The sequence below is a fragment of the Croceifilum oryzae genome, from assembly GCF_030814315.1.
Classification (GTDB): Bacteria; Bacillota; Bacilli; order Thermoactinomycetales; family Thermoactinomycetaceae; genus Baia; species Baia oryzae.
Genome location: NZ_JAUSUV010000006.1, coordinates 167,763 through 192,158, shown reverse-complemented (window position 1 = coordinate 192,158; position 24,396 = coordinate 167,763). Strand labels below are relative to the sequence as shown.

At 40.5% G+C, this 24,396-nt stretch carries 19 protein-coding genes; 10 read left to right on the top strand and 9 right to left on the bottom strand.

The window, feature by feature from the left end:
- Nucleotides 1–7: 7 nt before the first annotated feature.
- From J2Z48_RS08210 to J2Z48_RS08200, 3 genes are all read right to left on the bottom strand, one after another.
- On the bottom strand, nt 8–571 hold the full coding sequence (locus tag J2Z48_RS08210) for a BclA C-terminal domain-containing protein (protein WP_307252551.1): 564 nt from the start codon (nt 569–571) through the stop codon (nt 8–10).
- Nucleotides 572–912: 341 nt separating this feature from the next.
- Nucleotides 913–2,751, bottom strand: coding sequence for a translational GTPase TypA (gene typA / locus J2Z48_RS08205; protein WP_307252548.1), 1,839 nt, complete (start codon nt 2,749–2,751; stop codon nt 913–915).
- Between the two features lie 203 nt (nt 2,752–2,954).
- Nucleotides 2,955–4,229: an amino acid permease gene (locus tag J2Z48_RS08200; protein WP_307252545.1), complete on the bottom strand. Its 1,275-nt coding sequence runs from the start codon at nt 4,227–4,229 to the stop codon at nt 2,955–2,957.
- Nucleotides 4,230–4,347: 118 nt separating this feature from the next.
- On the opposite strand from J2Z48_RS08200, the gene J2Z48_RS08195 reads away from it, so the two are divergent.
- A complete protein-coding gene (locus J2Z48_RS08195; protein WP_307252543.1) occupies nt 4,348–5,250 on the top strand; it encodes a LysR family transcriptional regulator in 903 nt (300 codons plus the stop codon).
- 59 nt (nt 5,251–5,309) lie between these two features.
- On the opposite strand, the gene J2Z48_RS08190 is transcribed toward J2Z48_RS08195, so the two are convergent.
- Together J2Z48_RS08190 and J2Z48_RS08185 are read right to left on the bottom strand one after the other, a co-directional pair.
- Complete coding sequence (locus J2Z48_RS08190; protein WP_307252540.1) at nt 5,310–6,587, bottom strand: APC family permease; 1,278 nt, start codon at nt 6,585–6,587, stop codon at nt 5,310–5,312.
- A gap of 693 nt (nt 6,588–7,280) precedes the next feature.
- A complete protein-coding gene (locus tag J2Z48_RS08185; RefSeq protein WP_307252538.1) occupies nt 7,281–7,793 on the bottom strand; it encodes a Crp/Fnr family transcriptional regulator in 513 nt (170 codons plus the stop codon).
- Between the two features lie 106 nt (nt 7,794–7,899).
- Between J2Z48_RS08185 and hmpA the strand changes: the two genes are divergently transcribed.
- From hmpA to J2Z48_RS08140, 9 genes are all read left to right on the top strand, one after another.
- Nucleotides 7,900–9,102, top strand: a complete 1,203-nt coding sequence (hmpA, locus tag J2Z48_RS08180; protein WP_307252536.1) for an NO-inducible flavohemoprotein — start codon at nt 7,900–7,902, stop codon at nt 9,100–9,102.
- 185 nt (nt 9,103–9,287) lie between these two features.
- Nucleotides 9,288–9,617 (top strand): PadR family transcriptional regulator, encoded by a 330-nt coding sequence (locus tag J2Z48_RS08175; protein WP_307252534.1) that lies wholly within the window; start codon nt 9,288–9,290, stop codon nt 9,615–9,617.
- A complete protein-coding gene (locus tag J2Z48_RS08170) occupies nt 9,614–10,378 on the top strand; it encodes an HAAS domain-containing protein (protein WP_307252533.1) in 765 nt (254 codons plus the stop codon). Before J2Z48_RS08175 ends, J2Z48_RS08170 begins: the two co-directional genes overlap by 4 nt.
- Nucleotides 10,379–10,605: 227 nt before the next feature.
- Nucleotides 10,606–10,752 carry a hypothetical protein gene (locus J2Z48_RS08165; protein ID WP_307252532.1) on the top strand — a complete coding sequence of 49 codons (147 nt, stop codon included), beginning with the start codon at nt 10,606–10,608 and terminating at the stop codon, nt 10,750–10,752.
- 145 nt (nt 10,753–10,897) lie between these two features.
- On the top strand, nt 10,898–12,649 hold the full coding sequence (locus tag J2Z48_RS08160) for an ABC transporter ATP-binding protein (RefSeq protein WP_307252531.1): 1,752 nt from the start codon (nt 10,898–10,900) through the stop codon (nt 12,647–12,649).
- A 1-nt stretch (nt 12,650) separates the two neighbouring features.
- Nucleotides 12,651–14,402, top strand: a complete 1,752-nt coding sequence (locus J2Z48_RS08155; RefSeq protein ID WP_307252530.1) for an ABC transporter ATP-binding protein — start codon at nt 12,651–12,653, stop codon at nt 14,400–14,402.
- Nucleotides 14,403–14,566: 164 nt separating this feature from the next.
- Nucleotides 14,567–15,637 carry a ribosome small subunit-dependent GTPase A gene (gene rsgA / locus J2Z48_RS08150; protein ID WP_307252528.1) on the top strand — a complete coding sequence of 357 codons (1,071 nt, stop codon included), beginning with the start codon at nt 14,567–14,569 and terminating at the stop codon, nt 15,635–15,637.
- Between the two features lie 20 nt (nt 15,638–15,657).
- On the top strand, nt 15,658–16,077 hold the full coding sequence (locus tag J2Z48_RS08145; protein ID WP_307252527.1) for a DUF1801 domain-containing protein: 420 nt from the start codon (nt 15,658–15,660) through the stop codon (nt 16,075–16,077).
- A 190-nt stretch (nt 16,078–16,267) separates the two neighbouring features.
- The gene (locus J2Z48_RS08140) at nt 16,268–16,885 is read left to right on the top strand and encodes a DedA family protein (RefSeq protein WP_307252525.1); all 618 of its coding nucleotides are present in this window, start codon (nt 16,268–16,270) and stop codon (nt 16,883–16,885) included.
- 61 nt (nt 16,886–16,946) lie between these two features.
- On the opposite strand, the gene J2Z48_RS08135 is transcribed toward J2Z48_RS08140, so the two are convergent.
- From J2Z48_RS08135 to J2Z48_RS08120, 4 genes are all read right to left on the bottom strand, one after another.
- Nucleotides 16,947–18,902, bottom strand: a complete 1,956-nt coding sequence (locus tag J2Z48_RS08135; protein WP_307252523.1) for an FtsX-like permease family protein — start codon at nt 18,900–18,902, stop codon at nt 16,947–16,949.
- Between the two features lie 129 nt (nt 18,903–19,031).
- Entirely contained in the window at nt 19,032–20,936 is a 1,905-nt protein-coding gene (locus J2Z48_RS08130) for an ABC transporter permease (RefSeq protein ID WP_307252522.1), read from the bottom strand.
- Between the two features lie 135 nt (nt 20,937–21,071).
- Nucleotides 21,072–21,842, bottom strand: coding sequence for an ABC transporter ATP-binding protein (locus J2Z48_RS08125; protein ID WP_307252521.1), 771 nt, complete (start codon nt 21,840–21,842; stop codon nt 21,072–21,074).
- Between the two features lie 145 nt (nt 21,843–21,987).
- Nucleotides 21,988–23,946: an ABC transporter permease gene (locus J2Z48_RS08120; protein WP_307252520.1), complete on the bottom strand. Its 1,959-nt coding sequence runs from the start codon at nt 23,944–23,946 to the stop codon at nt 21,988–21,990.
- Nucleotides 23,947–24,396 lie beyond the last annotated feature (450 nt).

The following is a 24,396-nucleotide window of genomic DNA, read 5'->3' as shown; positions in this document are numbered from 1 at the left end:
TAAATGCTTATGCTGCTGGTCCATCTGCAAATCTAGCAATACGTATACTTGCACTAGCACCAGTATTTATCACGATTGTTCTAGTTGCTCCAGATCTATTTTGTAATGCAATCGGAATGGGAGCTCCTGAGAGAACTCGAATGATAGCACCTCCCCCCATATTCCCTCCAGAGGTTGATGCGTGTCCCATAGTTGAAACTCCAGGTACTCCATTTTGTAATAAACCAAAGGCACTTGCTGCACTATTTGCAGCTAAGTTTACATTCCATTCTACATGATAGAGACCAGGTGCATTAAGAGTAAACGTATTTGTACCATTGAAAGTAATTCCGGTTCCCTCATTTTGAATGGTAACAAATGTAATGAGTCCATCATTTACGATATTTTGATTTGTACCGGCTAAAGCTTCCAATCCACTCGATATAAATAATGCAGTAGGTCCTATAACACCAGTTCGTTGAGGTCCTATAACTCCAGTAGCTCCAGTAGCTTGGTTAGTAGGTCCTTGAAATCCATCAGGTCCTTGGGGTCCTGCTAGCCCCTGAGGTCCGGTAGGTCCCTGAAGCCCCATTGATTCTCTAGTATGAATAACAAAAAATTTTCTACAGGAGGGGCAATGACAAGGATTACGCGGTGTAAAGTGGCAAAGCTTACGTTTTTTTAATTGATAACGATTGTTGTGTTTGTGGAAAAAATTAGGCAATGATCTCCTCTCCTTATCACTTTAGAACCATCCGAATGATACTACCATTTATTTATACTCATGGTACTAAAATTTGTGATTGTTATAGGTTAGTGTAGATAGTGCCAATTTTGAGTTATGGCAACAAAAACGAAACGGCCCTCAGTCCTGTGGAATTCAGGATGAAAGCCGCTTAGTTAATCTTTAATTTTTATAGTACCATCTTTTCTCTATTCAGATCGTGAAGCATGATAGCCTTTGTTTTTGTTGTAACGTGAGCGATCTGTCTTAGAAAGGTAACGTTTCCGAATACGGAATGTTTTCGGAGTTACTTCCAATAACTCGTCATCTTTCAAATACTCGATGGCATCATCGATCGACATCTGACGTGGAGTATCGAGACGTAGGGCTTCTTCCTTGGTCGCACTACGGATACTGGTAAGGTGTTTCTTTTTACATACGTTTACTTCGAGATCGTTATCACGAATGTGTTGTCCGATTACCATTCCTTCGTAGACATCGGTACCTGGAGTGACAAACATTTGTCCACGCTCTTGTGCCGAATGAAGGGCATAGGTGGTAGCTGTTCCAGATTCCCATGCGATAAGGGAGCCAAAGCCATGTGTGTCGATGTCGCCTGCATATGGTTCATAACCAGCGAGTAGGGAGTTCATCAATGCTTCTCCACGTGTTGCGGTAAGCAATTGTTGACGGAATCCGAGCAAGCCTCGTGATGGGACGAGATAAGAGAAGTGGATATTTCCATTGTCTAAGATCTCCATGTCCTTCATCTGACCTTTACGAATACCAAGTAGTTCTACTACAGCACCTTGATGGTCACTGCCCACTTCAATTTCAACTGCTTCAACAGGTTCATGTTTCTTTCCGTTGATTTCCTTGATGATTACCTCAGGCTTACTTACTTGGAATTCGTATCCTTCACGGCGCATGTTTTCAATCAAAATGCCTAAGTGAAGCTCACCACGACCTGAAACCATGAAGTTATCTGCGGATTCGGTGTCCTCCACACGAAGAGCCACGTCGCGTTCTGCTTCGCGATAGAGTCGTTCACGAAGTTTACGTGATGTGACAAAGGTACCATCTTGACCTGCAAACGGACTAGTATTAACCCCAATCGTCATCCGTAGAGTTGGTTCTTCTACTGTAATAGAAGGCAATGCTTCTGTGTGGTTTGGATCGGCTAATGTATCTCCAATCCGCACCTCACCTAAACCAGTTACAGCGATGATATCTCCAGCCGAAGCTTCCTCTACTTCTACACGTGCGAGACCTTGATGAGTAAAGACTTGAGCTGCGCGTGCATTGCGAGTGGTGCCATCTGCCGCCATAACGGTGATACTCTGATTCCGCTTTAACTTACCACGATGAAGACGACCAATGACGATTTGTCCTTTGTACTCATCAAAACCAAGCAGTGTTGCTTGCATCTGAGTAGGTCCTTCTACATCCACATTTGGGGAAGGTAGGGTTTCCAGAATCGTGTCAAGGAGTGGCTCCATGGTTTCGCCTAACTGATCAGGTTCGAGTCCCGAAGTCCCAGCAAGACCACTTGCATAGATAACAGGGAATTCACATTGCTCATCACTTGCTCCCAAGTCAACAAACAGGTCAAAAGTAGTATCGATCACGTAATCAGGACGTGCATTTTCACGGTCGATTTTATTGATAACCACTACTACTTTATGTCCGCGCTCGAGTGCTTGACGAAGAACAAATTTGGTTTGCGGCATCGGTCCTTCTACTGAGTCTACGAGTAGTAGCACACCGTCTACCATGTTCATCACACGCTCTACTTCTCCACCAAAGTCTGCGTGTCCAGGAGTATCAATGATGTTAATCTTGATTCCTTTATAATCAATGGCAGTATTTTTCGCTAGAATAGTGATTCCACGTTCGCGCTCGAGTGCGTTGGAATCCATCACGCGCTCATCTACTTGTTGATTGGCGCGGAATATACGACTTTGCTTCAACATCGCATCAACCAATGTTGTTTTCCCATGGTCTACGTGCGCGATAATCGCGATGTTGCGAATCTGTTCTGGTTTCATGAGGTTCTTGTTCACCTTTTCTTCAAATATATGTTCTTCGAAATCGTACCACATGGAAAGGAAAGAAAAAAGACCCGCACAAAGTACGAGTCCTTTTTCTTGGTGTGGACTCACTCCATCGGTAGCAACTTGCCAAGTCTTGCAAGGCACTACCGATGGAGCAAGTTACCTAAAATTGTATCGATCCTTCTGCTAATTGTCAATTAGAGTGTGTCAATCGATTGAGCGAAAAGATCCTTTTTCCAGATAAAAATGCTTACAAATAGGGTAATTGCCACTGGATAGAATAGCGCCCATCCAACAAATGGAATGATAGAAAGGGTAAGTAAAAAAGAAATCCAGCTAAACAGTCGTGCAGTCTTAAAATCGCGAAAGATTCGAATGGCCGCTGCACAACCGAACAAATAGGTCATAATAAAGGTAGCATTTGGCAATTGAATCAGAGTCGATAATGGAATGAAACCTGTAGCGTATAGAGACATGATAATCACAAATGCCCCGGTCAAGAAATAAAGTCCGCCTACTGGAGTACCATATCGTTTATTGAATAGACCCATAAATGCAGGAGCTTTCCCTGCTCGTGAGAGGGCGTAAGCCAGACGAGAAGCGGCTCCAAAGTAAGCAATCATGGTAGCCATGCAGATAAAAAAGCCTAGTCCACCTGTCACGACAGAACCACTAATTCCAAACGATTTCTTAATAATCCCAACCAAAGCCGTCTGTGCTCCGTCTAGGTATGAAGCGGTGCCAACTGTCGCAAAAGCAGTGAGAAAGTAAAGGACTCCAACGATTACAGCGGCTATGGTAACCGCTTTTACTGTATCACGCTTAGGATCTACAAATTCCTCACTTAGATGCGTTACAGCTTCCCAGCCGATGAAGCACCAAAATAAAATGGCCGCTGATTCTCCTACATTCCACCAACCATGTGGTACAAAAGGTTGGAAGTTTGCTGGCTCCATATGTGAAAACGAACTAAAGATGACAAGGCATAGTACAAGTACGATTCCGCAGGTAAGGATGACTTGGATTTGCCCACTTACCTTCATCCCAAAATAATTCATAGTTAAGGCTAAAATGATCATGATGATGGCAATGACAATCTGTCCGGTATCTCCTACGCCGATAGCGGCACCGAGAAAACCAGCTCCTGTTAATGCGTTGACAGGAGCTCCGATGATCACGGACATCAAGAAAAACCAGCCTACCAACGTTCCCAGTTTCTCTCCAAACGCTTTGGTGACATAATGAGCTACTCCTCCAGAGTGAGGATATAGTGCTGATAACCACCCCATAACAAGAGCCATTGGAAACACGAGTATCATCATGATCCCCCATGCGAGTAATGCAGAAGGGCCAGCTATCTCTGCTGATAATCCCGGTACGAGTAAAATGCCAGAACCCATAACGGATCCGATATAAAGAGCGATGGCTTGCGGAAGCCGGATTGTTTTGTGCAATGCAAGTTGAGTGTCCACTAACCGCACTCCTTTTTCACTTTGATATCTGTATGGTACTGTAAAGATATATCATCAGTAAAATAGATAGTTTCGTTTATAATCATCATAAAAATCGATTGATGAGGTGAACTACCACATGGAGTTGCGAAATTTGATCGCGTTTCGAACCGTTGTATCGTGTAATGGTTTTACCAAAGCGGCTGATGTCTTGGGATATGCGCAAAGTAGTATTACCGCTCAGATTCAGGCTTTAGAAGAGGAGCTAGGGAGTCCGCTTTTTGATCGGATCGGAAAGAAAATTATCTTAACGGAAATGGGGCAGAGGCTCCTTCCTTATGCGAATCAGATGATACAACTACATGATGAGGCCAAAATAGCGATTCGACCGGATTCCATTCCTTCGGGAGTTCTTACGATTGGGTCACCCGAATCGCTGGCAGCGTATCGTTTACCCGCTCTGATTCACGAGTATAAGCAGAAGTTTCCTCAGGTTAAGATTATTTTAAAGCCAGGGGTATGCTGGCAAATGAGGCAGAAGGTTGCTAGAGGAGAGTTGGATATCGCATTTTTATTGGAGCCGTACTCTGGAGGGCAAGAGGATATAAAGATTGAGACGATCGTTCCTGAACCAATTGGATTGGTCACTTCACCTGACCATTCCCTAACTAAGACCCAAATATTTGAGCTACATGACTTACAAAAAGAGACCCTTCTTCTCACAGAAGCGGGATGTAGCTATCGAAATTACTTAGAACATGCGATGCAAAAACAGGGGATTAAGCCGGAATCGGACATGGAGTTTTGGTCAATTGAGGCGATTAAAAGTTGTGTTTATGCAGGGCTGGGAATTGCGTACCTTCCTTTTATAAGTGTTCAAACAGAGGTTCGTGAAGGGAAACTAGCTTGGCTACAACCCGATGTGATTCAAGGTCAAGTTTACACACAGGTAGCATACTCGAAAAAACGCTGGATGACCGCCGCTGTTCGGGAATGGTTGGTACTAGTGAAGAAGTATCAAGCGATTTGGGGGCAGTCCTAGATGGAAGATAAAGAAAAAAGATCCGTACACAGTACGAGTCTTTTTTCGTAGAGTGAGTGTTAATTAGAGTGAGCCAATCCTTTAGAGAAAAGATCTTTTTTCCAGATAAAAATGCTGACAAATAGGGTAATGGTCACTGGGTAGAACAGCGACCATCCAACAAATGGAAGAATGGCAAGAGAGAGTAAAAGGGAAATCCAGCTAAACAGTCGTGCAGTCTTATAATCACGAAAGATTCGAATGGCCGCCCCACAACCTAGTATATAGGTTAAAATATAGGTAGCATTTGGCAATTGAATCAGAGTAGATAATGGGATGAGACCTGTAGCATAAAGAGCCATAGTGATTGCACATCCTCCGGCCAGAAAATAAATTCCCCCTACTGGAGTGCAATAACGCGTACTAAAACTCTTCATGAATGAAGGAGCTTTTTCATCTCGCGCGAGAGCATAGGCCGACCGTATGGAGGACCCGAAGTAAGCCGTGATGGAAGCCATACAGATAAAAAAGCCTAATCCACCTGTAATAGCAGAACCATAATTTCCAAATGATTGTTTGATAACCGTCACTAAAGCATCCTGTGCTCCGTTTAGATATGAACCTGTGCCAACTGTAGAGAAAGCAGTGAGAAAGTATAGGACTCCGATGATTATCGCTGCTATTGTAACCGCTTTCAATGTATCACGTTTAGGATCTACAAATTCCTCACTCAAATTCGTTACGGCTTCCCAGCCAGTGAAGCACCAAAATATGAGGGCTGCTGATTTGCCTACATCCCACAAACTGATTGGTACAGCCGGTGCAAGGTTTGTAGGTTCAATATGTACAAAAGAGCTGAAGATCGTAAAACCGAGTATAAGTATAATTCCACCAGTGATAATGACTTGAATTTGCCCACTTACACTCATTCCAAAATAATTTACGACCAATGCTAGAATGATCATGACAATCGCAATTTCAATTTGCCCTTTCCCCCCTAAGCCGAGGGCAGAACTAAGATAACCAGCTCCCGTTAACGCAGTGACAGGTGCTCCGATGATAACGGACATCAAGAAAAACCAGCCTGTTAGAGTTCCTAGCTTCTCCCCAAAAGCTTTCGTTACATAATGGGCAACCCCTCCAGAATTGGGGTGTAGTGCTGCTAGCCATCCCATAACCAAAGCGAGTGGAAATGAGAGCATGATCATAACTCCCCATGCTAGTAAAGAAGAAGGACCTGCTATCTCGGCTGCTAGTCCAGGTAATAATAGAATGCCAGAACCCATTACGGATCCGATATAAAGTGCAATCGCTTGCGGAAGTAGTATAGTTTTACGTAATGTGGGTTGAGTATACATTGATACATCGCTCTTTTCTCATTTTTCTGATGTACGATATTAGATATATTTTTGTAATTTTTACAATATGGGTAAAATGTGTCTAAAACAGGGCTTTAAGGCTATGCTCGAGCTATTTTCGCTTTTGAATATAGCTTCCATTTTTTTGACTATCACTCCTAAAAATTAATTAAATTTAAAGTGAACTAGTTTAAATTGACACACTCATTTGTTTTTGAACCTATTTGGTAGTATACATACGTATGAATTTATAGTCAATTCTTAATAAATATTTTTCTTTATTTATAAAATTATATTATAGAGCATATAAATTCGATTGTGATTGTTTATATATATGTTAATAAATTTATTCTCTATTTTATAAAAAACATACATAATTAAATCGTGAGCGATTATATCTGAAATTGGACTAAATGGGATTTTATAGAATTTTTAAATCAGGATCGAATGATAGAATTTTGGTAGATTGAGGAGATTTATAAGTTGTGTCTGTATAGGGACGAGGTTCTGTTTTCATCAATGTTTAAAGGGAGGTTAGCGAAAGTAAGCTAGCTTGGTTGCAACCAAATTTGATTCAAGATCCATTTGTGCGCAAGTAGCTTACTCTAAAAACGCTGGATGGCAATGGCAGTTCGGAAGTGGTTGTAGTTATGAAGAAGTATCGGGGGATTCGGGATAGTCATGGTGGACTTCCTAGTTAGAACCTTTCCTTCGTAAGATCCGGTTGACTGTCTCTCGACTTAACCCAATAAATTGGGCGATTTCTTCTTGGGTAAATAGATCTTCTATGCGGTAATCCTGAAAGTATAATTGTAGCCATTGATGAAACAAATCCGGTCGTTCTTGAGGAGGAGCTGTTAGAATATCGATGCGTTGTTGCATCATGCGGATTTTACTTTGCAAGGTTTGTGCGATCGAACGGTACCGGATAGGATCTTGTTGGATCGATTTGTACCATTCATCTGCAGGGATTTTCATTATCTCTGATGTCGCTAGTGCGATAACGGTACCATGATAATCCTTCGGGGAGACGAGACTATGATGGGGAAATGTCTCTCCAGGTACGAGGATATTCAATAAAGTAGTACTTCCGTCTTCTTTCATTCTAGTTACTTTAAGCAAGCCTGATTCAAGATAATATAGATAATCTCCTCGGTCTTCCTGTCGAAATAAGATTTCACCTCGATACAGTACCTGTACACTCATTTTGTTCAATCCTTTCCCACAATTCATGTGACGTAAATCACACAGCCTTCCGACTCTTCATTCTTATAATATAGATAAGTCAAATTGAGATGAAGAGGTGAATCATATGTTAACACATACTGAAATGGAAATGATTCGTGCTACAGCTCCTGTGTTAAAAGAACAAGGTTTCGCGATTACTTCTTACTTCTATACTGAACTGTTTAAAAAACATCCCGAGTTGAAGAATATTTTTAATGTAACACATCAACAGTCAGGTACACAGCCCCAAGCCTTAGCAAATGCGGTATATGCTGTTGCAGTCAATATTGATCAATTAGAAAATCTCCTACCAGCTGTGCGTCATATTGCACATAAACATCGTAGCTTAGGAGTAAAACCTTCTCAATATCCGGTTGTGGGGAAATACCTATTACTAGCTATCCAAGAGGTATTGGGTGACGATGCAAGTCCAGAAATCATTCATGTTTGGGGAAAAGCATATCAAATTCTAGCAGATCTGTTTATACAGATAGAGAGCGAGATGTATAAGGAAGCACGAGCGTTATGGGCAGAGGAGTTTATCCCTGCTAGAGTAATTCGGAAAGAGGTAGAATGCTTAGATACGGTCTCTTTCTATCTCCGTCCAATAGGTGTGAATGATTTTCGAGCTATGTTTAAATCGGGACAATATATTAGTGTGCGGATTCGTCCACAAGGAAGTGAATACTTGCAAATTCGCCAGTACAGCTTGTCCGATCTCCCTGGTAAGGATTACTATCGGATTACGGTGAAGAGGGAGCGCGGAGGTGATAAAGTCCCAAATGGTGTTATCTCTAATCACCTTCAAGATAAAATCCAAATTGGAGATCAAATTGAAATGAGCGCTCCAGCTGGTGATTTTTATGTGGATCAGACTCATGAGAATACGTTATACCTTATCAGCGGTGGTGTTGGTCTGACTCCTATGCAATCCATTTTAAAAGAGGTTACTCGTACACAACCTAACCGAAAAATCATTTATGTTCATTCCTCCCAAAACGAAAACGTTCACGCCTTTCGTAATGAGTTGCAACAGATTGTGGCTCAATATCCACAGGTGGAGAGGTATATTAACTACGATAAAAAAATGGATCCAAAGACTTCGGTAGAACATGTTGGAAAGCTTGATCTAACAAAACTACCACAAGGACTGGATCCTAATGCCGATTACTATCTCTGTGGTCCGAAAGGCTTTATGAAAACGATGATTGAACAACTTACTTCTGCCCGCATTCCACTGGAGCAGATTCACTACGAATTCTTTGGCCCAAGCGAAGCGTTGAAGTAAAATAGGGGAGGAGTATCCAATGTAAAGTGACAATTGGATACTCCTTTTTTATTTGGAATGATCTTGAGTTAACATCATTTTATGTGTTAGGATATTGCTATATTGTATTGCAATGTAGTGGTGCATCTTGTCCTACTAGCTTGCTATACAAGGTAATAGGAGGACTGTGAAAAGGAGGGGATTCATTGTCTACCAGTCAGATACTAAAAGGGATTTTAGAAGGATGCTTATTAGCGGTTATTTCGAAAGGAGAAACGTACGGATACGAGATGATAGAGAAGCTGTATGCATACGGATTTACGATGGTTAGTGAGGGGAGTATCTACCCGTTGTTAATCAGAATGAGAAAAGAAGGTCTCGTGATAACAAGCGAAAAAGCACTTCCTTCAGGAGGGCCGAAGAGAAAATATTATTCTTTAACAGAAAAAGGTCGAGAGAGATTAGAAGAGTTTCAAGCGAGATGGGACGAGGTCGCAAGTAGTGTCAATCGTTTACTAAAGGAGGAAGGTAGATGATGGTGGTATCAAAAGAAAGTCAGAGTTTTTTAGATGATGTAACCGTCTATTTATATTCGAGTGGAAAAAAGGAAGAAGAGATTAAAGAAATAGTCGAAGAGTTAAACGATCATTTACACGAGGCAGAAAAAAACGGGAAGAGAGTAGACGATATTATTGGGATGACACCGAAAGAGTATATGGAGCAATTGGCTAATGAAATGCCTTTTGACCTGAAAGGATGGCTAAAATATCTGCCGATGATCTTCATTGGTGTGCTGGCTTATGCGGTAATGGGTGATGCGATTGAAGGAAAGGTAAAATACTCGCTTATTGAATGTATTGGCTATCCATGTATTCTTCTATTTTTCTTATTTTCGATTTCTATGTTACTTAAGTATGTTTCAAGTCACAAAGTCTCGAGATGGAAAGAGCGAGTCTTGTTTTCAGGAGTTGCTTTTATCATTCCTACAGCTTTATATGTATTACTACAATTTCTAAATCAATCTTATAGCACTACTATTATGATTCATCTCAGAGAGTCAGGAAATATCGTGGCCATCGTTTTATCCGCCCTCGCATTTATTGGAATAGCCATTTGGAGTAGAACATGGGATGCCATTATACTACCAGCGATTATACTTTTACCTGATGTGCTCCTGAAGCAAACAGGCATGGCAGTAAGTATGAAGGGCATGGTATCGCTTATGCTTTCGGCGTGTGGTATAGGACTTTATGCATTTATAACGATGAAAAGAAGTAAAGTTAAAGATATGGATTAATATGTATTCCAAATTTTGTATACAGCCCTCTTAGCAATGGGTTTACGGATAATCGGAAAGATTTCTACTTCTACGGCATGGACGATTGCCATACTATGGGGCACTTGTGATGGCGATTAAGGTATAAGTAGGCCATTTGAATTTTATTCGATCTCCTATTTACAATCGTTATAAATTACTGTAAACTTAGTATGTCGAAATAGTAATCGGAAAGGGAGGTGCTGAAGATGAAGATGAGAAAAGCTGAATTAGCAACCACTGGAATTCAAAGTGGCGCTGCTGTAGCTGTACAGGTCGGCGCATTTGTCGCTGGCTCAACTCAATCTTATATCATTCGGCAACCTCTCTACGGCGGGTCTATTTCATCTTTCTAGCTATTGATAAATAGTTGGATTTGGCATAGAAACGAACCATGGGTTGCCTTGTTATAGGCATTTCCATGGTTCGTTTTTTTATTTCGACGACCTTAGGAATTCCTAAGGTCTTTTTTGTATCTTATTGTTGAAAGGGTGTGGGGTTTTGAGTGTTTTTAAAGACTTATGGTGGTTTTTTAAACAAGAAAAACGAAGCTATCTCACTGGATTTTTTGCCTTACTGATCCTTGCGATATTAGATCTTGTTCCAGCGTGGATGGTTGGTCAGGTGATTGATTTAGTAAATACCAAGCAACTTACTTATGATCATTTATTTCAGTATGCGCTTATGTTAATAGGACTCGGGATTGTAGCTTACATTTGCGGTTATTTATGGCGTATCTCCATCTTTGGAGCGGCTTATCGATTAGGTAAATTATTGCGGGATCGTTTGTATAAGTCGTTTACGAAGATGTCTCCTCAGTTTTATCATAAGCAACGAATTGGGGACATGATGGCTCATTCGACGAATGATATTCAAGCGGTTACCATGACAGCTGGAGAAGGCATTATGACCTTAACGGACACGGTTGTGTTAGGTGGCTTGGTCGTTGCGACGATGGCGATTACCATCGATTGGCAACTTACGTTACTAGCTGTTTTACCGCTCCCGATTCTTGCGTACTGCACGAACCGGTATGGAAAGCTACTACATACGCGATTTCATCTGGCCCAAAAAGCGTTCTCAACGATGAATGATAAAGTACAGGAATCGATGGCGGGAGTTCGTGTTATTAAAGCATTTGGTCAGGAAGATGCTGAGAAGAAAGAGTTTGGTGGCTTGTTAGATGATGTGGTTCAGAAAAATGTCGCGGTTGCGCGAGTTGATGGACTATACGACCCTACTATTATCATACTGATGGGGATTTCTACCTTGATCACGATTGCAGTAGGGACATTAAAAGTACTGGATGACACGATTACGGTTGGTCAACTTACTCAGTTTTCGATTTTACTAGGTCGCCTGATTTGGCCTATGTTAGCGTTTGGCTGGTTGTTTAACATTGTAGAAAAAGGGCGTGCTTCTTACGATCGAGTAAATGCATTGCTAACGACTAAACCTCAGATTCAGGACTTACCTGATGCAGTAGCGGAAGTCCCAACAGGTGATATTGAATATAAAGTGAAGCAGTTTCAATATCCAGAGACAGAGAGAAACACATTGGAGGATGTTCAATTTTCTTTAAGAAAGGGGCAGACACTGGGTATCGTCGGAAAAACAGGGAGCGGAAAGACGACGTTGTTCCGTTTGCTACTTCGTGAATTTGAAGGATCACTGGCACAGGTCTTCATTAACAATAGATCTATAAATCAATACCAAATGAGTTACTTAAGAAGAGCAATCGGCTATGTGCCACAAGACCATATTCTCTTCTCTGCTAATATTGCGGAGAATATTGCTTTTGGAAATCCAGAGGCAACTGGGGAGCAGATTGAGGCTGCCGCCAAAGTGGCTTGCATTCATGAGGATATCATGCAGCTTCCACAAGGATACGAAACGGTAGTGGGAGAACGAGGGGTAACATTGTCTGGTGGGCAAAAACAGCGTGTTTCGATTGCCCGTGCGCTTCTGCTAAATCCAGAGGTATTGATTCTAGATGATTCGTTGTCGGCAGTAGATGCTAAGACAGAACATTCCATTTTACATGAACTACGAGTGAATCGATCAGATAAGACGACAATGATTGCCGCACATCGACTAAGTGCGGTCGAAGAAGCCGATTTAATCATCGTCATGGAAGATGGGCGAATCGCCGAACGAGGAACCCATGAAGAATTGATGAGGTTAGGCGGTTGGTATAAAGAGATGTATGAGAGTCAGCAACTTGAATCCTTAATTATGGAAGGAGGAAGATAATATGTCCACGACTGCGCGTAGATTAATCCGTTACCTTTCACCGTATCGCACGTATTTTTGGGTAGCATTTGTATTCTTGTTAGTAGCGACTGCGGCAGACGTTTTTGCCGTGCCGCTTGCCGCAAAGTACATTGATGAGATGGTAAGTCCGCGTAACTTCGATCCAACTTGGATTGTAATTTATGGAGGTCTATTCTTAGGATTGCATATCCTGTCCTCGATTCTCCATTACTACCAATTAGTCCGCTTTCATACATTGGCACAATGGATTGTCAGGCAGATCAGGACGGATGTATTTGCCCGTGTGCAACACCTAGGTCTATCGTTTTATGACAAAAAACCAACAGGCTCACTTGTATCAAGAATCACCAATGATACGGAAGCAGTTAAAGATTTGTATGTAGAGGTACTTGCTTCTTTCATGCAAAATGCAATTTATGTGATTGGTGTTTTTGCTGCCTTATTTGCCTTAAACTGGCGTTTAGCACTTGTGACAACCTTTATCCTGCCAATTTTTTGGTGGCTAATGAAAATGTATCAGAAGTACTCTTCGGTCTCGTTCCGTAAATCACGCGAAAAACTAAGTGCGATGAATGCCAAATTGAGTGAATCTCTAGGTGGGATGAACATCATCCAAGCTTTTACTCAGGAGAAGCGACTACGCGAAGAGTTTGGAAAGTTAAATGATGAGCACTTTAAAGCGAATTTGCGTAATGTTCAACTGTTTGGATTATTGTTACGTCCTGCGTCAAGAGTTGTTTATGCGCTTGCTTTAGTGGTAGTGCTGTACTACTTTGGGATTTTATCTTTCGATGGAGCTGTTACGATCGGAGAGATGTTCGCATTTATTAACTTGTTTGAGCGTGTCTTTGAGCCGTTTAACCAAATGATGATGCGTCTAGCACCGATGCAACAATCCATCGTATCAGCTGAGCGTGTTTTTGAATTAATGGATGATACAGAAACGGCTCCTGCTAAGCAAGGGGAAGGAAATCCGGAGATTACAGCAGGGGAGATTGAATTCCGCAATGTAACGTTCTCTTATGATGGAGAGACGGATGTGTTAAAAAATATCTCTTTTAAGGCAAAGCCAGGTCAAACGGTAGCGTTAGTGGGTCACACTGGAAGTGGAAAAAGCTCAACCATTCAGCTCTTGATGCGCTTTTATCCACTCGTACAAGGTACCATATTACTTGATGGAGAGCCGCTCGAAACCTTTTCCGATGAAGAGCTACGAAGCAAAATGGGCTTAGTGCTACAAGATTCTTTTATGTTTTACGGGGATGTGAAGAGTAACATTCGCCTCCATAATCAGGCGATTACGGATGAGCAAGTACGTGAAGCTGCGGAATTCGTGCAAGCAAATACGTTTATTGAAAAGTTACCAAAAGGATATGATGAACCGATTGGCGAACGAGGTGCTACCTTCTCCAGCGGACAACGGCAATTGCTCTCCTTTGCGCGGACAATGGCAATCGATCCGAAGATCCTTGTCTTAGATGAAGCCACTGCGAGTGTGGATACTGAGACAGAAGAAGCGATTCAAGTAGCGCTAAATAAAATGCGTAAAGGGCGTACCACGATTGCGATTGCCCATCGACTTTCGACGATTCAAGATGCAGATTTGATTCTCGTACTTCATCGCGGGGAAATTGTAGAACGTGGAACGCATCAGGAGCTGTTAGCTGAAGAAGGGCTTTATCATAAAATGTACCTCCTTCAACAAGGGGCGACTTCTTTAGTAGCTAACTAGAAATCAACACCCACCTATATAGCTAATCAAAATGAAGACCCATTCCCCATTTAAAAGGGGGATGGTGGCTTCTTTAGGAATGAGTATCTGATCATCTATTTTCGGATGAATCGATATCTTAATTTTTTGTCTTATGAATTGGATTGAAGAAATGGAGGATTCGGATGAATTTAGTAAGTTTAGGTTGGAAAAAACAACAGGAAATATGGGAATGCGAGAGCAAAGAGGAGGGGTATGAGCTTGGGAGAATTATTACTGAGTATCCCAATTCATATCGAATTATGACCCAAAAAGGGGAGATTTTAGGATCAGTTTCTGGAAAATTTCGCTTTCATGCTAAGAGCCGGAGTGACTATCCTTGTATCGGAGATTGGGTTGCGATCCAAAAACATGATCAAGATAAGGGGATGATTCACTTTATTTTTCCACGCTTTAGTCAGTTCTCTCGAAAAGAAGCTGGAACTGGATATGAAGAACAAACCATTGCGAGTAATGTGGATTTTGTTTTTTTGGTAAGTGCACTAAATCAGGATTTCAATCTTCGGAGGATCGAACGATATTTGGTGTTGGCTTGGGAGAGCGGTTCAAATCCAGTCATCGTCTTAAGTAAAGGTGATCTATGTAATGATTCTTCGGAAAGAGTTCTACAAGTGGAGAGTATCGCTTGTGGGGTACCAATTCATGTGATTAGTGCGATGAATCAGCAAGGAATGGATGAGCTATTTCCATATGTAAAAGTAGGGAATACAGTCGCTTTACTAGGATCCTCGGGAGTAGGGAAATCGACGTTGGTAAATGCCCTACTAGGTATCGATCGTCAATCTACTCAAGAAAGTAGAGAAAAAGATGGCAAAGGTAGGCATACTACTACTAATCGAGAATTGATTCCTCTGCCACAAGGAGGAGCGATTATTGACACACCTGGTATGAGAGAGATCCAGCTAGGAAATGTTGTGAGTGGAGTCGACGATGCCTTCGCAGATATTAACGAACTAGTCCAATCCTGTCATTTCTCAGACTGCACACATCAGAGAGAAACAAGGTGTGCTGTCCAACAGGCAATCGAAGAAGGAATTTTATCAACGGAACGCTTACAAAGCTACCGAAAGCTTCAAAAAGAGCTTGATTATGTGGAACGAAAAGTAGATAAGGATCTACAATTAGCGGAAAAGAATCGGATCAAGAAACAACAAAAAGCATATCAACATCTCAAAAAAGGGAATCATTTTAGGTAAGAAAGAAGTAGGTGATTTTTATGGCGTATGAATTAAAAACAAAAGAGACAGATCACAGTGTGATTGAGTTTATTGAGTTACTCACGAACGAGAAAAAGAAAGCAGATGCCTATCAATTACTAGATATATTTACCGAGACTACAGGTTACACAGCCAAAATGTGGGGACCTAGTATCATCGGATTTGGTTCTTATCACTATCGATATGCTTCTGGACATGAAGGAGATGCGCCGTTAGTTGGTTTTTCGCCTAGGAAAGCGAAGATTAGTTTATACTTTGCACCAGGGGATGAGTCAAGGGAAGAGTTATTAAAAAAGTTTGGCAAACATACAACGGGAAAGGCCTGTGTGTATATTAATAAAATGGCTGACATTGATGTGGATGTGTTAAAAGCGTTGATTCATCAATCTGTAGTGTTTTTGAAGAGGGTCTATCCATAAGTCCCTTCTGAGTCGCTAAAGGTATATTCTTTTTCGAACCTCATTTTCTCAATATTAATGGCTAGCTGGGAGGCTGGCTTTTTTTTCGGAGTTTTTCTTTGCTGTATTATAAGAATATGTTTAAATAAATATATAAATATTTGCTAGATGACTAACATATTTCGTTGTACTGGTTTTGGAGGTTGTAAGGTTGGAAGTTTGGATTATGGATTTTATAGAGGGTCTTGGTGATATAGGTATTTTCTTATTAGTAGCATTAGAAAATATTTCTCCACCAATCCCATATGTGACGGTTTTAACGTTAAGTGGTTTTATGGTTACGGAGACAAGTTTAACGTTTACGGATGTTATCATAGCCTCCACGCTAGGCTCAGTTGTTGGCGCTAGTGTCCTGTATTATATAGGGAATATGCTAAAAATCAGTTTGCTAGAGCGAATAGTGGACCGCTATGGGCGTGCACTGATGTTAAAAAAGGAAGATGTTTCTCGAGGGCTTAACTGGTTTCGTAGCTATGGGATCTGGGTGATATTTTTTTGCCGAATGCTTCCGTTTCTCCGTAGTTTCATTTCGATTTTTGCAGGTGTATCGAGAATGAAATTTGGACGATTTTTGTTATTTACTACACTTGGCTCTCTTATTTGGAACTCAGCCCTTCTTATCCTTGGATTTGCCTTAGGATTAGAGTGGAGATTAGTACTAGGTTACTTAAAAATATATGATCAGGTACTATTCGTACTCACATGCGTGCTAGGTGCTGTATTTATGATCTGGTATGTTCGAAGGGCTTGGAAACTAATCGTAAATTAATCGAAACGAAAGAAAGGGATCTGTCCACGAGAACAGATCCCTTTTCATATATAGTGTTTCGCTATACCATCACACGTTTTAGTTGTGCTAAGTAGCGAGCACGGACGATTAAGAAATAAATAGTTTGGATTACGGTAAAGATACCTATTGCCCATATTCCGGATATGACGGTATTGGTCGTCGAGGAAAATAGGGGATTTACGGTAGAAAGTCCTACTAGTGTTTGGATTCCAGCAAAGAACAAAGGGATATAAAACAGAATGGCGATTTGCTTCGTTGCAGCTTTTTTCATTTCGTTTAAGCTTAACCCCATTTTGGATAATTCATGATAATATCGCTGGTCATGTTGCAAATCGATAAATAGCTTGAAGTATAAGAAGCTAGCGATAAAGATAGAAAATATAGCGACGATGAATAAGCCGATAAAGATGGCGACACTGGTTAACTGTTTACGCGTATAGTAATCTTGCGAACGACTCGTCATAAAACCATCTAGTGTTGCGGTATCATTTGTGGAGAGGGAATCCTTCCACTTTTGTAACTCTAATCCTGTTTTCATTTCGATTGAATTTGTGTCAGGGATGGTACGGTTGTCCCAACTTGGGATTAGATAGTGATATTTATGGTCTATGATGTCAGGATCAGAGGATAAAACGTTTACGATTTGATCATACGTTTGGTTGTTTACCACTGCTGTATATTCCGATGGGAATAGTGTTTTTGTATATCGATCTTTAATTTTGATATTTTCCAGTGATTTGGTTAGTTGTTTATTTTCAAATGATAAGTGGGTAACCGTGTCCGATAAATCTCCCGGTATCACTAAGGGAGATTTAAGTAACAATGCCTCACGATCTTGTAAGGAAGCGAGTGGAAGAGAAAGAGATTTTGCCATTTCTTGATATTCAGATTGGCGGATGAATTTAATATAACCTATATTTTTAAAGTCAAGATCGATTGTGTCAGTATAAAATTTTTGATAGGGTATCCCTTTTTGTGTCAAGGTTTGCTCTATTTTTTGTGTAACAGAAAGGATTTGTTTCTGCTTCTTAGAGTCAAAGTTTTCTCTTTGGCTAACTGTATAAGCAAACGGGCTTTCGGTGTATGCGTTTTCCACATATTTCTGGATTGCTAATACAGAACCTCCTGTCGTACACGCCATTGTGGTTACCATTGTAATCATGAAGAACATGCGAGCGTTATCTTTCATCTTGTAAGCTAGCTCTGTGATCCATAGTAAGTTTAGTCCACGCCAAGAGTAGAGACGATTCTTTTTTAATAAACGGATGACGACGACAGATAGTTGTGTAAAGAAGAAATAAAGCCCAATGATATCAAATAGAAGAGCTAATGGAACATTATCAGAATCATCTTGTGCTACTAGATACACAGCGTATGAAAGGGAGATTGCTGATAATAAAGCGAGCCAAATGGATGCTTTGGGTTCTTTCTTAGGCTTGCTAGACCCTTGTACCAATTCAACTGCTTTGCGCTGACGAATGAAAATCGTTGTCATGAGAGAAAGGATGAGAAAGAGTGCCATAAAAGAGACTACCGTGATCCAGGTTGCTTCCGTTGGTAAATACATATCTAGCTTTAAATCGAGAACATTTTCGCCAAATAATAAAAATAGCTTGGAGAAGAGAAGCCCGCAAAACATGCCTGTCATCACGGAAGCTGTGCCGATAATCATATTTTCTAGAAAAATCAAGTAGTTTAGTTGTTTTCGTTGTGCTCCTAGTATGGTTAGGATGCCAAATTCTTTTAGGCGAGCTTTGAGAAAAGCGCTAGTTGAATAGAGGACAAACAAAAATGAAAAGAAAAAAGTGATAAAGGCAGCTAGGGTCATCCCGTAAAAGGCAGATAGCCCAATAGGAGCTTTCAAAATGTCAGGATGGTGAATAAACATAAGATAGGTAAAAAAGATCATGACTGCAAATGAGCTACTCAAAAAGTAGGCGATATAAGTGAAGGAATTTCTACGTATGTTGTTTAGCGCAAACTGCCTGAAGCTCATGGATAATTCCTCCATTGGACGTTGCTTACAATAGTAAAATGCCTAGTCCGCATGATAATTGACATCAAACAGAGGGATCTGTTCTCATACAGATCCCTCTGTTTGATGCTTCTATGTTGTATATTGCGATTATACCATTACATTTTTTAACTGTGCCAGATAACGAGCTCGAACAATGAAGAAGTAAACCGTTTGGATGGCCACAAAGATGCCGATCGCGGTAAGTCCTACGGTGAGTGTCCCTGTATCGTATACATCTCCTAAAATTGAAATACCGACCATTGTCTGGATTCCAGCAAAGAAAATCGGGATGTAGAAGAGAAGAGCAATTTGATTGGTTGCGGTTCGCTTCATTTCTTTCAAGCTTAAACCTATCTTAGATAACCCATGGTAGTAGCGTTTATCTTGTTGTAGGTCCGAAAATAATTTGAAGTATAGGAAGCTTGCTATAAACACAGAGAAGATCGCGACAATAAACAATCCTATAAAGATAACAACATTAGTTCCTTGTTGTGTCGTTTGATACTGAAATCCACGAGACAATATGAAGCCACCGATTTGGTGATTAATAGAACGATCCCAATTTTCTAATTCCGTACTTATTTTCAGTTCTGTTGAATTTGAGGTAGATACCTTATCATGATTCCAACTTGGAATAAAATAATAATAGTCTTGACCGATTTTGTTCTTATATGTTTTAGTCATTTGATCATAAGTGTGATCATTTACTACTGCTAAAGGAACCGATTCGATCAGCGTTTTTTTGAACTGCTTTTTGATCATAAGTTGAGGTAGTTTCTCGTTAGCAAAGGTGAGCTGAGTTAAATCGGCTGGTAATTGCTTTTTTGATACAGTTGGTTGGATCAATAATGTTTCGTAGTCTTGTAATGAGATGATCGGAAGAGAAAGTGATCTCGCCATTTCTTTGTATTCAGATTGTCGAACCATGTTTAGATTTTGATCTTTCAATCCTTTCAAACTGAATAACATGGCTCTGATAGGGAATTTCTTATACTCGATTCCTTCGCTTTTTAATGTCTGCTCGATCTTTTCCGTGAAAACAGGCTGTTTTTGATCTTCGCTGTAAACGGTAAAAGCAAAAGGGTTTTCTTTATACATAGTCTCTGCTTGTTGCTTAAGTGCTAGGACGATGCCCGCAGAGGTACACGCCACTGTCGTCACCATGGTGATCATAAAGAACATGCGAGCATTATCCTTTACCTTATAGGCAAGTTCTGAAATCCATAGTAAGTTGATACCATGCCAATAGATACGTCGATTCTTTTTGAGTAAGCGAATGATGACGACAGATAATTGAGTGAAGAAGAAGTACAATCCAATGAGATCGAGCAAAAGAGCATAGAGTATGGATATTTCATTCAGTTCTCTTTGTATTACGTAGACGGAACTGGATAGAGTGATGACAGATAGTAGTGCTAACCAGATGGATGCTTTTGGCTCCTTCTTTGGCTTGCTGGACCCTTGCAACATTTCGAGGGCTTTGCTTTGACGGACAAAGAAGCTGGTCATAGAAGACATGATAAAAAAGAGAGCCATGAACGCGGCAACCGTAATCCAAATCGCTTTTACGGGTACGTACATAGGTAGATTTTTTAGTTCTAATACATTTTCGCCGAATAATAAGAACAACTTAGCGAAGATGAGCCCACCTAGAATTCCGGTTGCTACAGAAATGGTACCGATGATCATATTTTCTAGGAAGATTAACCAGTTTAGTTGCTTTCGCTGAGCGCCTAGAATTGTTAAAATGCCGAATTCTTTCAAGCGCACTCTGAGAAAAGCACTAATCGAATATAAGACAAATAAGAATGAAAAGATAAAAGTGATATAGGAAGCAATTTCCATTCCGACTGACGCCATCTTCCCTAATGGAGCTTTAGCAATATCTGGATGATGGATAAACAGAAGATAAGTGAAAAGAGTCATTACAGCGAATGAGCTACTTGAGAAATAGGCGATGTATGCCGAAGTATTCCGGCGAATATTATGAAATGCGAACTGACGAAAGCTCATAAGCAGTTCCTCCAGTTGGATTTGCCTATAGTAGATTTTTTCTCTACCAAAAGGATCTGCGCGTTCTACGCAGATCCTTTTGGTAAGAAAGTTTTAGATTCATGGATGTCATGGTTGTATTTTCGGTGAATAAGGTTAAACGCGAACAGCTGAAAGCTCATGTGCATTTCCGCCCAAGAACGACAACATATCGATAATCTCTTGGAAGAATTCTTGTCTATTTTGTCCACGATGGATTTCGTTATATAGCTCACCATCTTTAATGAAGACAACACGGTGACAATAGCTTGCCGCTAGAGGGTCATGCGTAACCAACATCATTGTAGTGCCGTCTGTTTGATTGATTTTCTCCATCATTTCCATTACGTTTCGAGATGATTTTGAGTCTAGAGCACCAGTAGGCTCGTCCGCTAGTAAGAGGACTGGTGAGTGGATGGTAGCTCGTGCGATTGCCGCTCTTTGACGTTGTCCACCGGAAACTTCATAGGTACGCTTGTTCAAAATCTCCACAATTCCTAGTTTCTCTGCGACTGCTTTTAACTTCTCATCCATTTCCTTTAGGCTTTTTTTCTCTAACGTTAATGGTAGCACGATGTTCTCGGCGATGGTTAAGGTGTCGAGTAAGTTGAAGTCTTGGAATACAAAGCCTAGTTGGCGGCGACGAAATTGCGCCAGTTGGTTTTTCTTCATTTGGTGAGGGTTTTGATTATTAATCAAGATTTTTCCTGAGCTAGGTGTATCGATGGTAGATACCATGTTTAGGAGGGTCGTTTTACCACTTCCGGAAGCACCCATGATTCCTACGAATTCTCCTTGCTCGATTGTAAGATCAATATTATTAAGTGCCCGCGTTGACACCTTACCGTTATAGATTTTGCTTAGTTTTTGGATTTCTAACATGCCCATTTTTTGAGCTCCTCTCGTAGATCGATTGATTCGATGTATAAATCTTATATATCAAATGTAAAGGAAAAGGAACATGCCTACCATGGATTTAGCTTAACGTTTCCTTACTTCTTTGTAAGATAGTTTATCCATCCATACTCGATTCTTACACCATTACTCGCTTTAACTGTGCTAAATAACGGGAACGGACGATTAAAAAATAGACAGTTTGGATCGCAGTAAAGATGCCAATTGCCCTTAAACCTGTCGATATGGTGCTAGTAGCGACAGGGAATAATGGGTTGAGGGCTGATAATGCGACGAGTGTCTGGATCCCAGAAAAGAAAAGAGGGATGTAGAAAAGAAAGGCAATTTGCTTCGTCGCGGCTTTTCTCATTTCTTTCTGGCTTAGCCCCATTTTAGATAGTTCGTGATAGTAACGCTGGTCATGTTGTAAATCAATAAACAACTTAAAATATAAGAAGCTAGCGATAAAGATGGAAAAGATCGCAACAATAAATACGCCGATAAAGATAGTAAGGCTGGTCACCTGTTTCATCGAATAGTAATCTTCAGCGCGACTCATGATATATCCATCCAGTGCTACTTTATCATGATCAAAGAAAGTTTTTTCCCAACTTGATAATTCAGCTCCCATTTGTACTTCTATTGAATTCACGTCAGGGAGTATCTGATCATTCCACTTGGGAATGAGATATTGATCCCTTTGACTGATTGTATATGGATCAGAGGATAGAGCTTTCAAGATCTGGTCATACGTTTGATCATTTACTACTACCAGATTTTCTCTTTGAAGTAGGGATTCTGTGTATTGATGTTTTATTTTAAGTTTTTCTATCTTACTAGATAGTTTTTGATTTACAAACGATAACTGAGTGAGCGTATCAGTTGATTCCATTAGTGGGTCCAGATTAGACGGGATGAAAAGGGCTTCACGATCTTGCAGGGAAACATTTGGACAGGAAAGAGTTTTTGCTATTTCCTGATATTCGGATTGGCGGATAAGATCAAGATATCCTAAGTGTTTAAAGCGGATGTCCACCGTATTAAGACGAAACTTCTGATAAGTGATTCCTTCCCTTTTTAAGGTTTGCTCTAATTTTTCCGCAACAGGAATGATTTTTTTATTCGTCTTGGTGTCTATGTCTGAATTGTAATGGTGAACGGTATAAGCAAAAGGGTTTTCTGTATAGGTATACTCGATATATCTCTGGATGGCTAAGACAGAACCGGCTGTCGTACATGCCATTGTCGCTACGATTGTGATCATGAAGAACATACGAGCGCTATCTTTCATCTTATACGCTAATTCGGTAATCCACAGTAAATTGAGTCCTTGCCAAGAGTATCGCCGATTCTTTTTTAATAAACGAATGATGACAACAAAGAGTTGTGTAAAAAAGAAATAAACCCCAATCATATCAAATAGAAGAGCAAGTGAAATATATATAAATCCATCTTGCGATACTAAGATAGGGGCTAATATAAGGGACACAACCGATAATAAAGCAAGCCAAATGGATGCTTTTGGCTCCTTTTTGGGTCTTCTAGATCCTTGCACCATTTCCAGTGCCTTGCGTTGGCGAATAAAAATCGTTGTCATGAAAGAGAGGATCAAGAAAAGTCCCATAAAAGCGGCTATCGTGATCCATACTGCGTTCATTGGAACATACATAGGTAGCTTTAGATCGAGTACATTTTCTCCAAATAGTAGAAACAGCTTAGAAAAGAGAAGTCCGCAAAACATCCCGGTGATCACAGAAGCCGTACCGATAAACATATTTTCTAAGAAAATGAGGTAATTTAATTGCTTTCGATGTGCACCTAGTATGGTTAGGATTCCAAATTCTTTTAGGCGAGCTTTCAGAAATGCACTAATCGAGTAAAGGACAAACAAGAATGAAAAGATAAACGTGATACAGGCAGCAACCTTCATCCCGTAAGAGGCTGGCAATCCGATTGGCGTTTTTAAAATATCTGGGTGGAATACAAATACAAGATACGTAAAAAAGGTCATGACAGCAAATGAGCTACTTAAAAAGTAAGCAATGTAAGTAAAAGTATTTCTGCGTATATTGTTGAATGCAAACTGTCGAAATCTCATAGCGGTCCTCCCATCGGTAAGATTCCTTCATGAAACAGAGGGATCTGCCTGGAAAACAGATCCCTTTGATGATACATGTTTTTATATTATATATCGAATCGTATCTTACACCATTACGCGCTTTAGTTGTGATAGGTAGCGCGACCGAACTATGAAGAAATAAAAGGTTTGGACGGCGATAAAAGTACCGATTGACCATAGCCCTACTGATAGCATGTTTATAGAAAATATTTTTATACTTGCTAGTCCGACTAATGACTGAATACCGGCAAAGAAGAAAGGGATGTAGAAGAGAAGCGCAACTTGTTTGGTTGCTACGCTCCGCATCTCTTTATTGCTCGAACTCCTCTCAGGATGACTGACTAGTTAATTTTATTTCGTATGTTTTAAATATAGAGTGAAAGGAGAGGAGGTACTATGTGATTAGATTAATATTCTCTTACTTTTCTG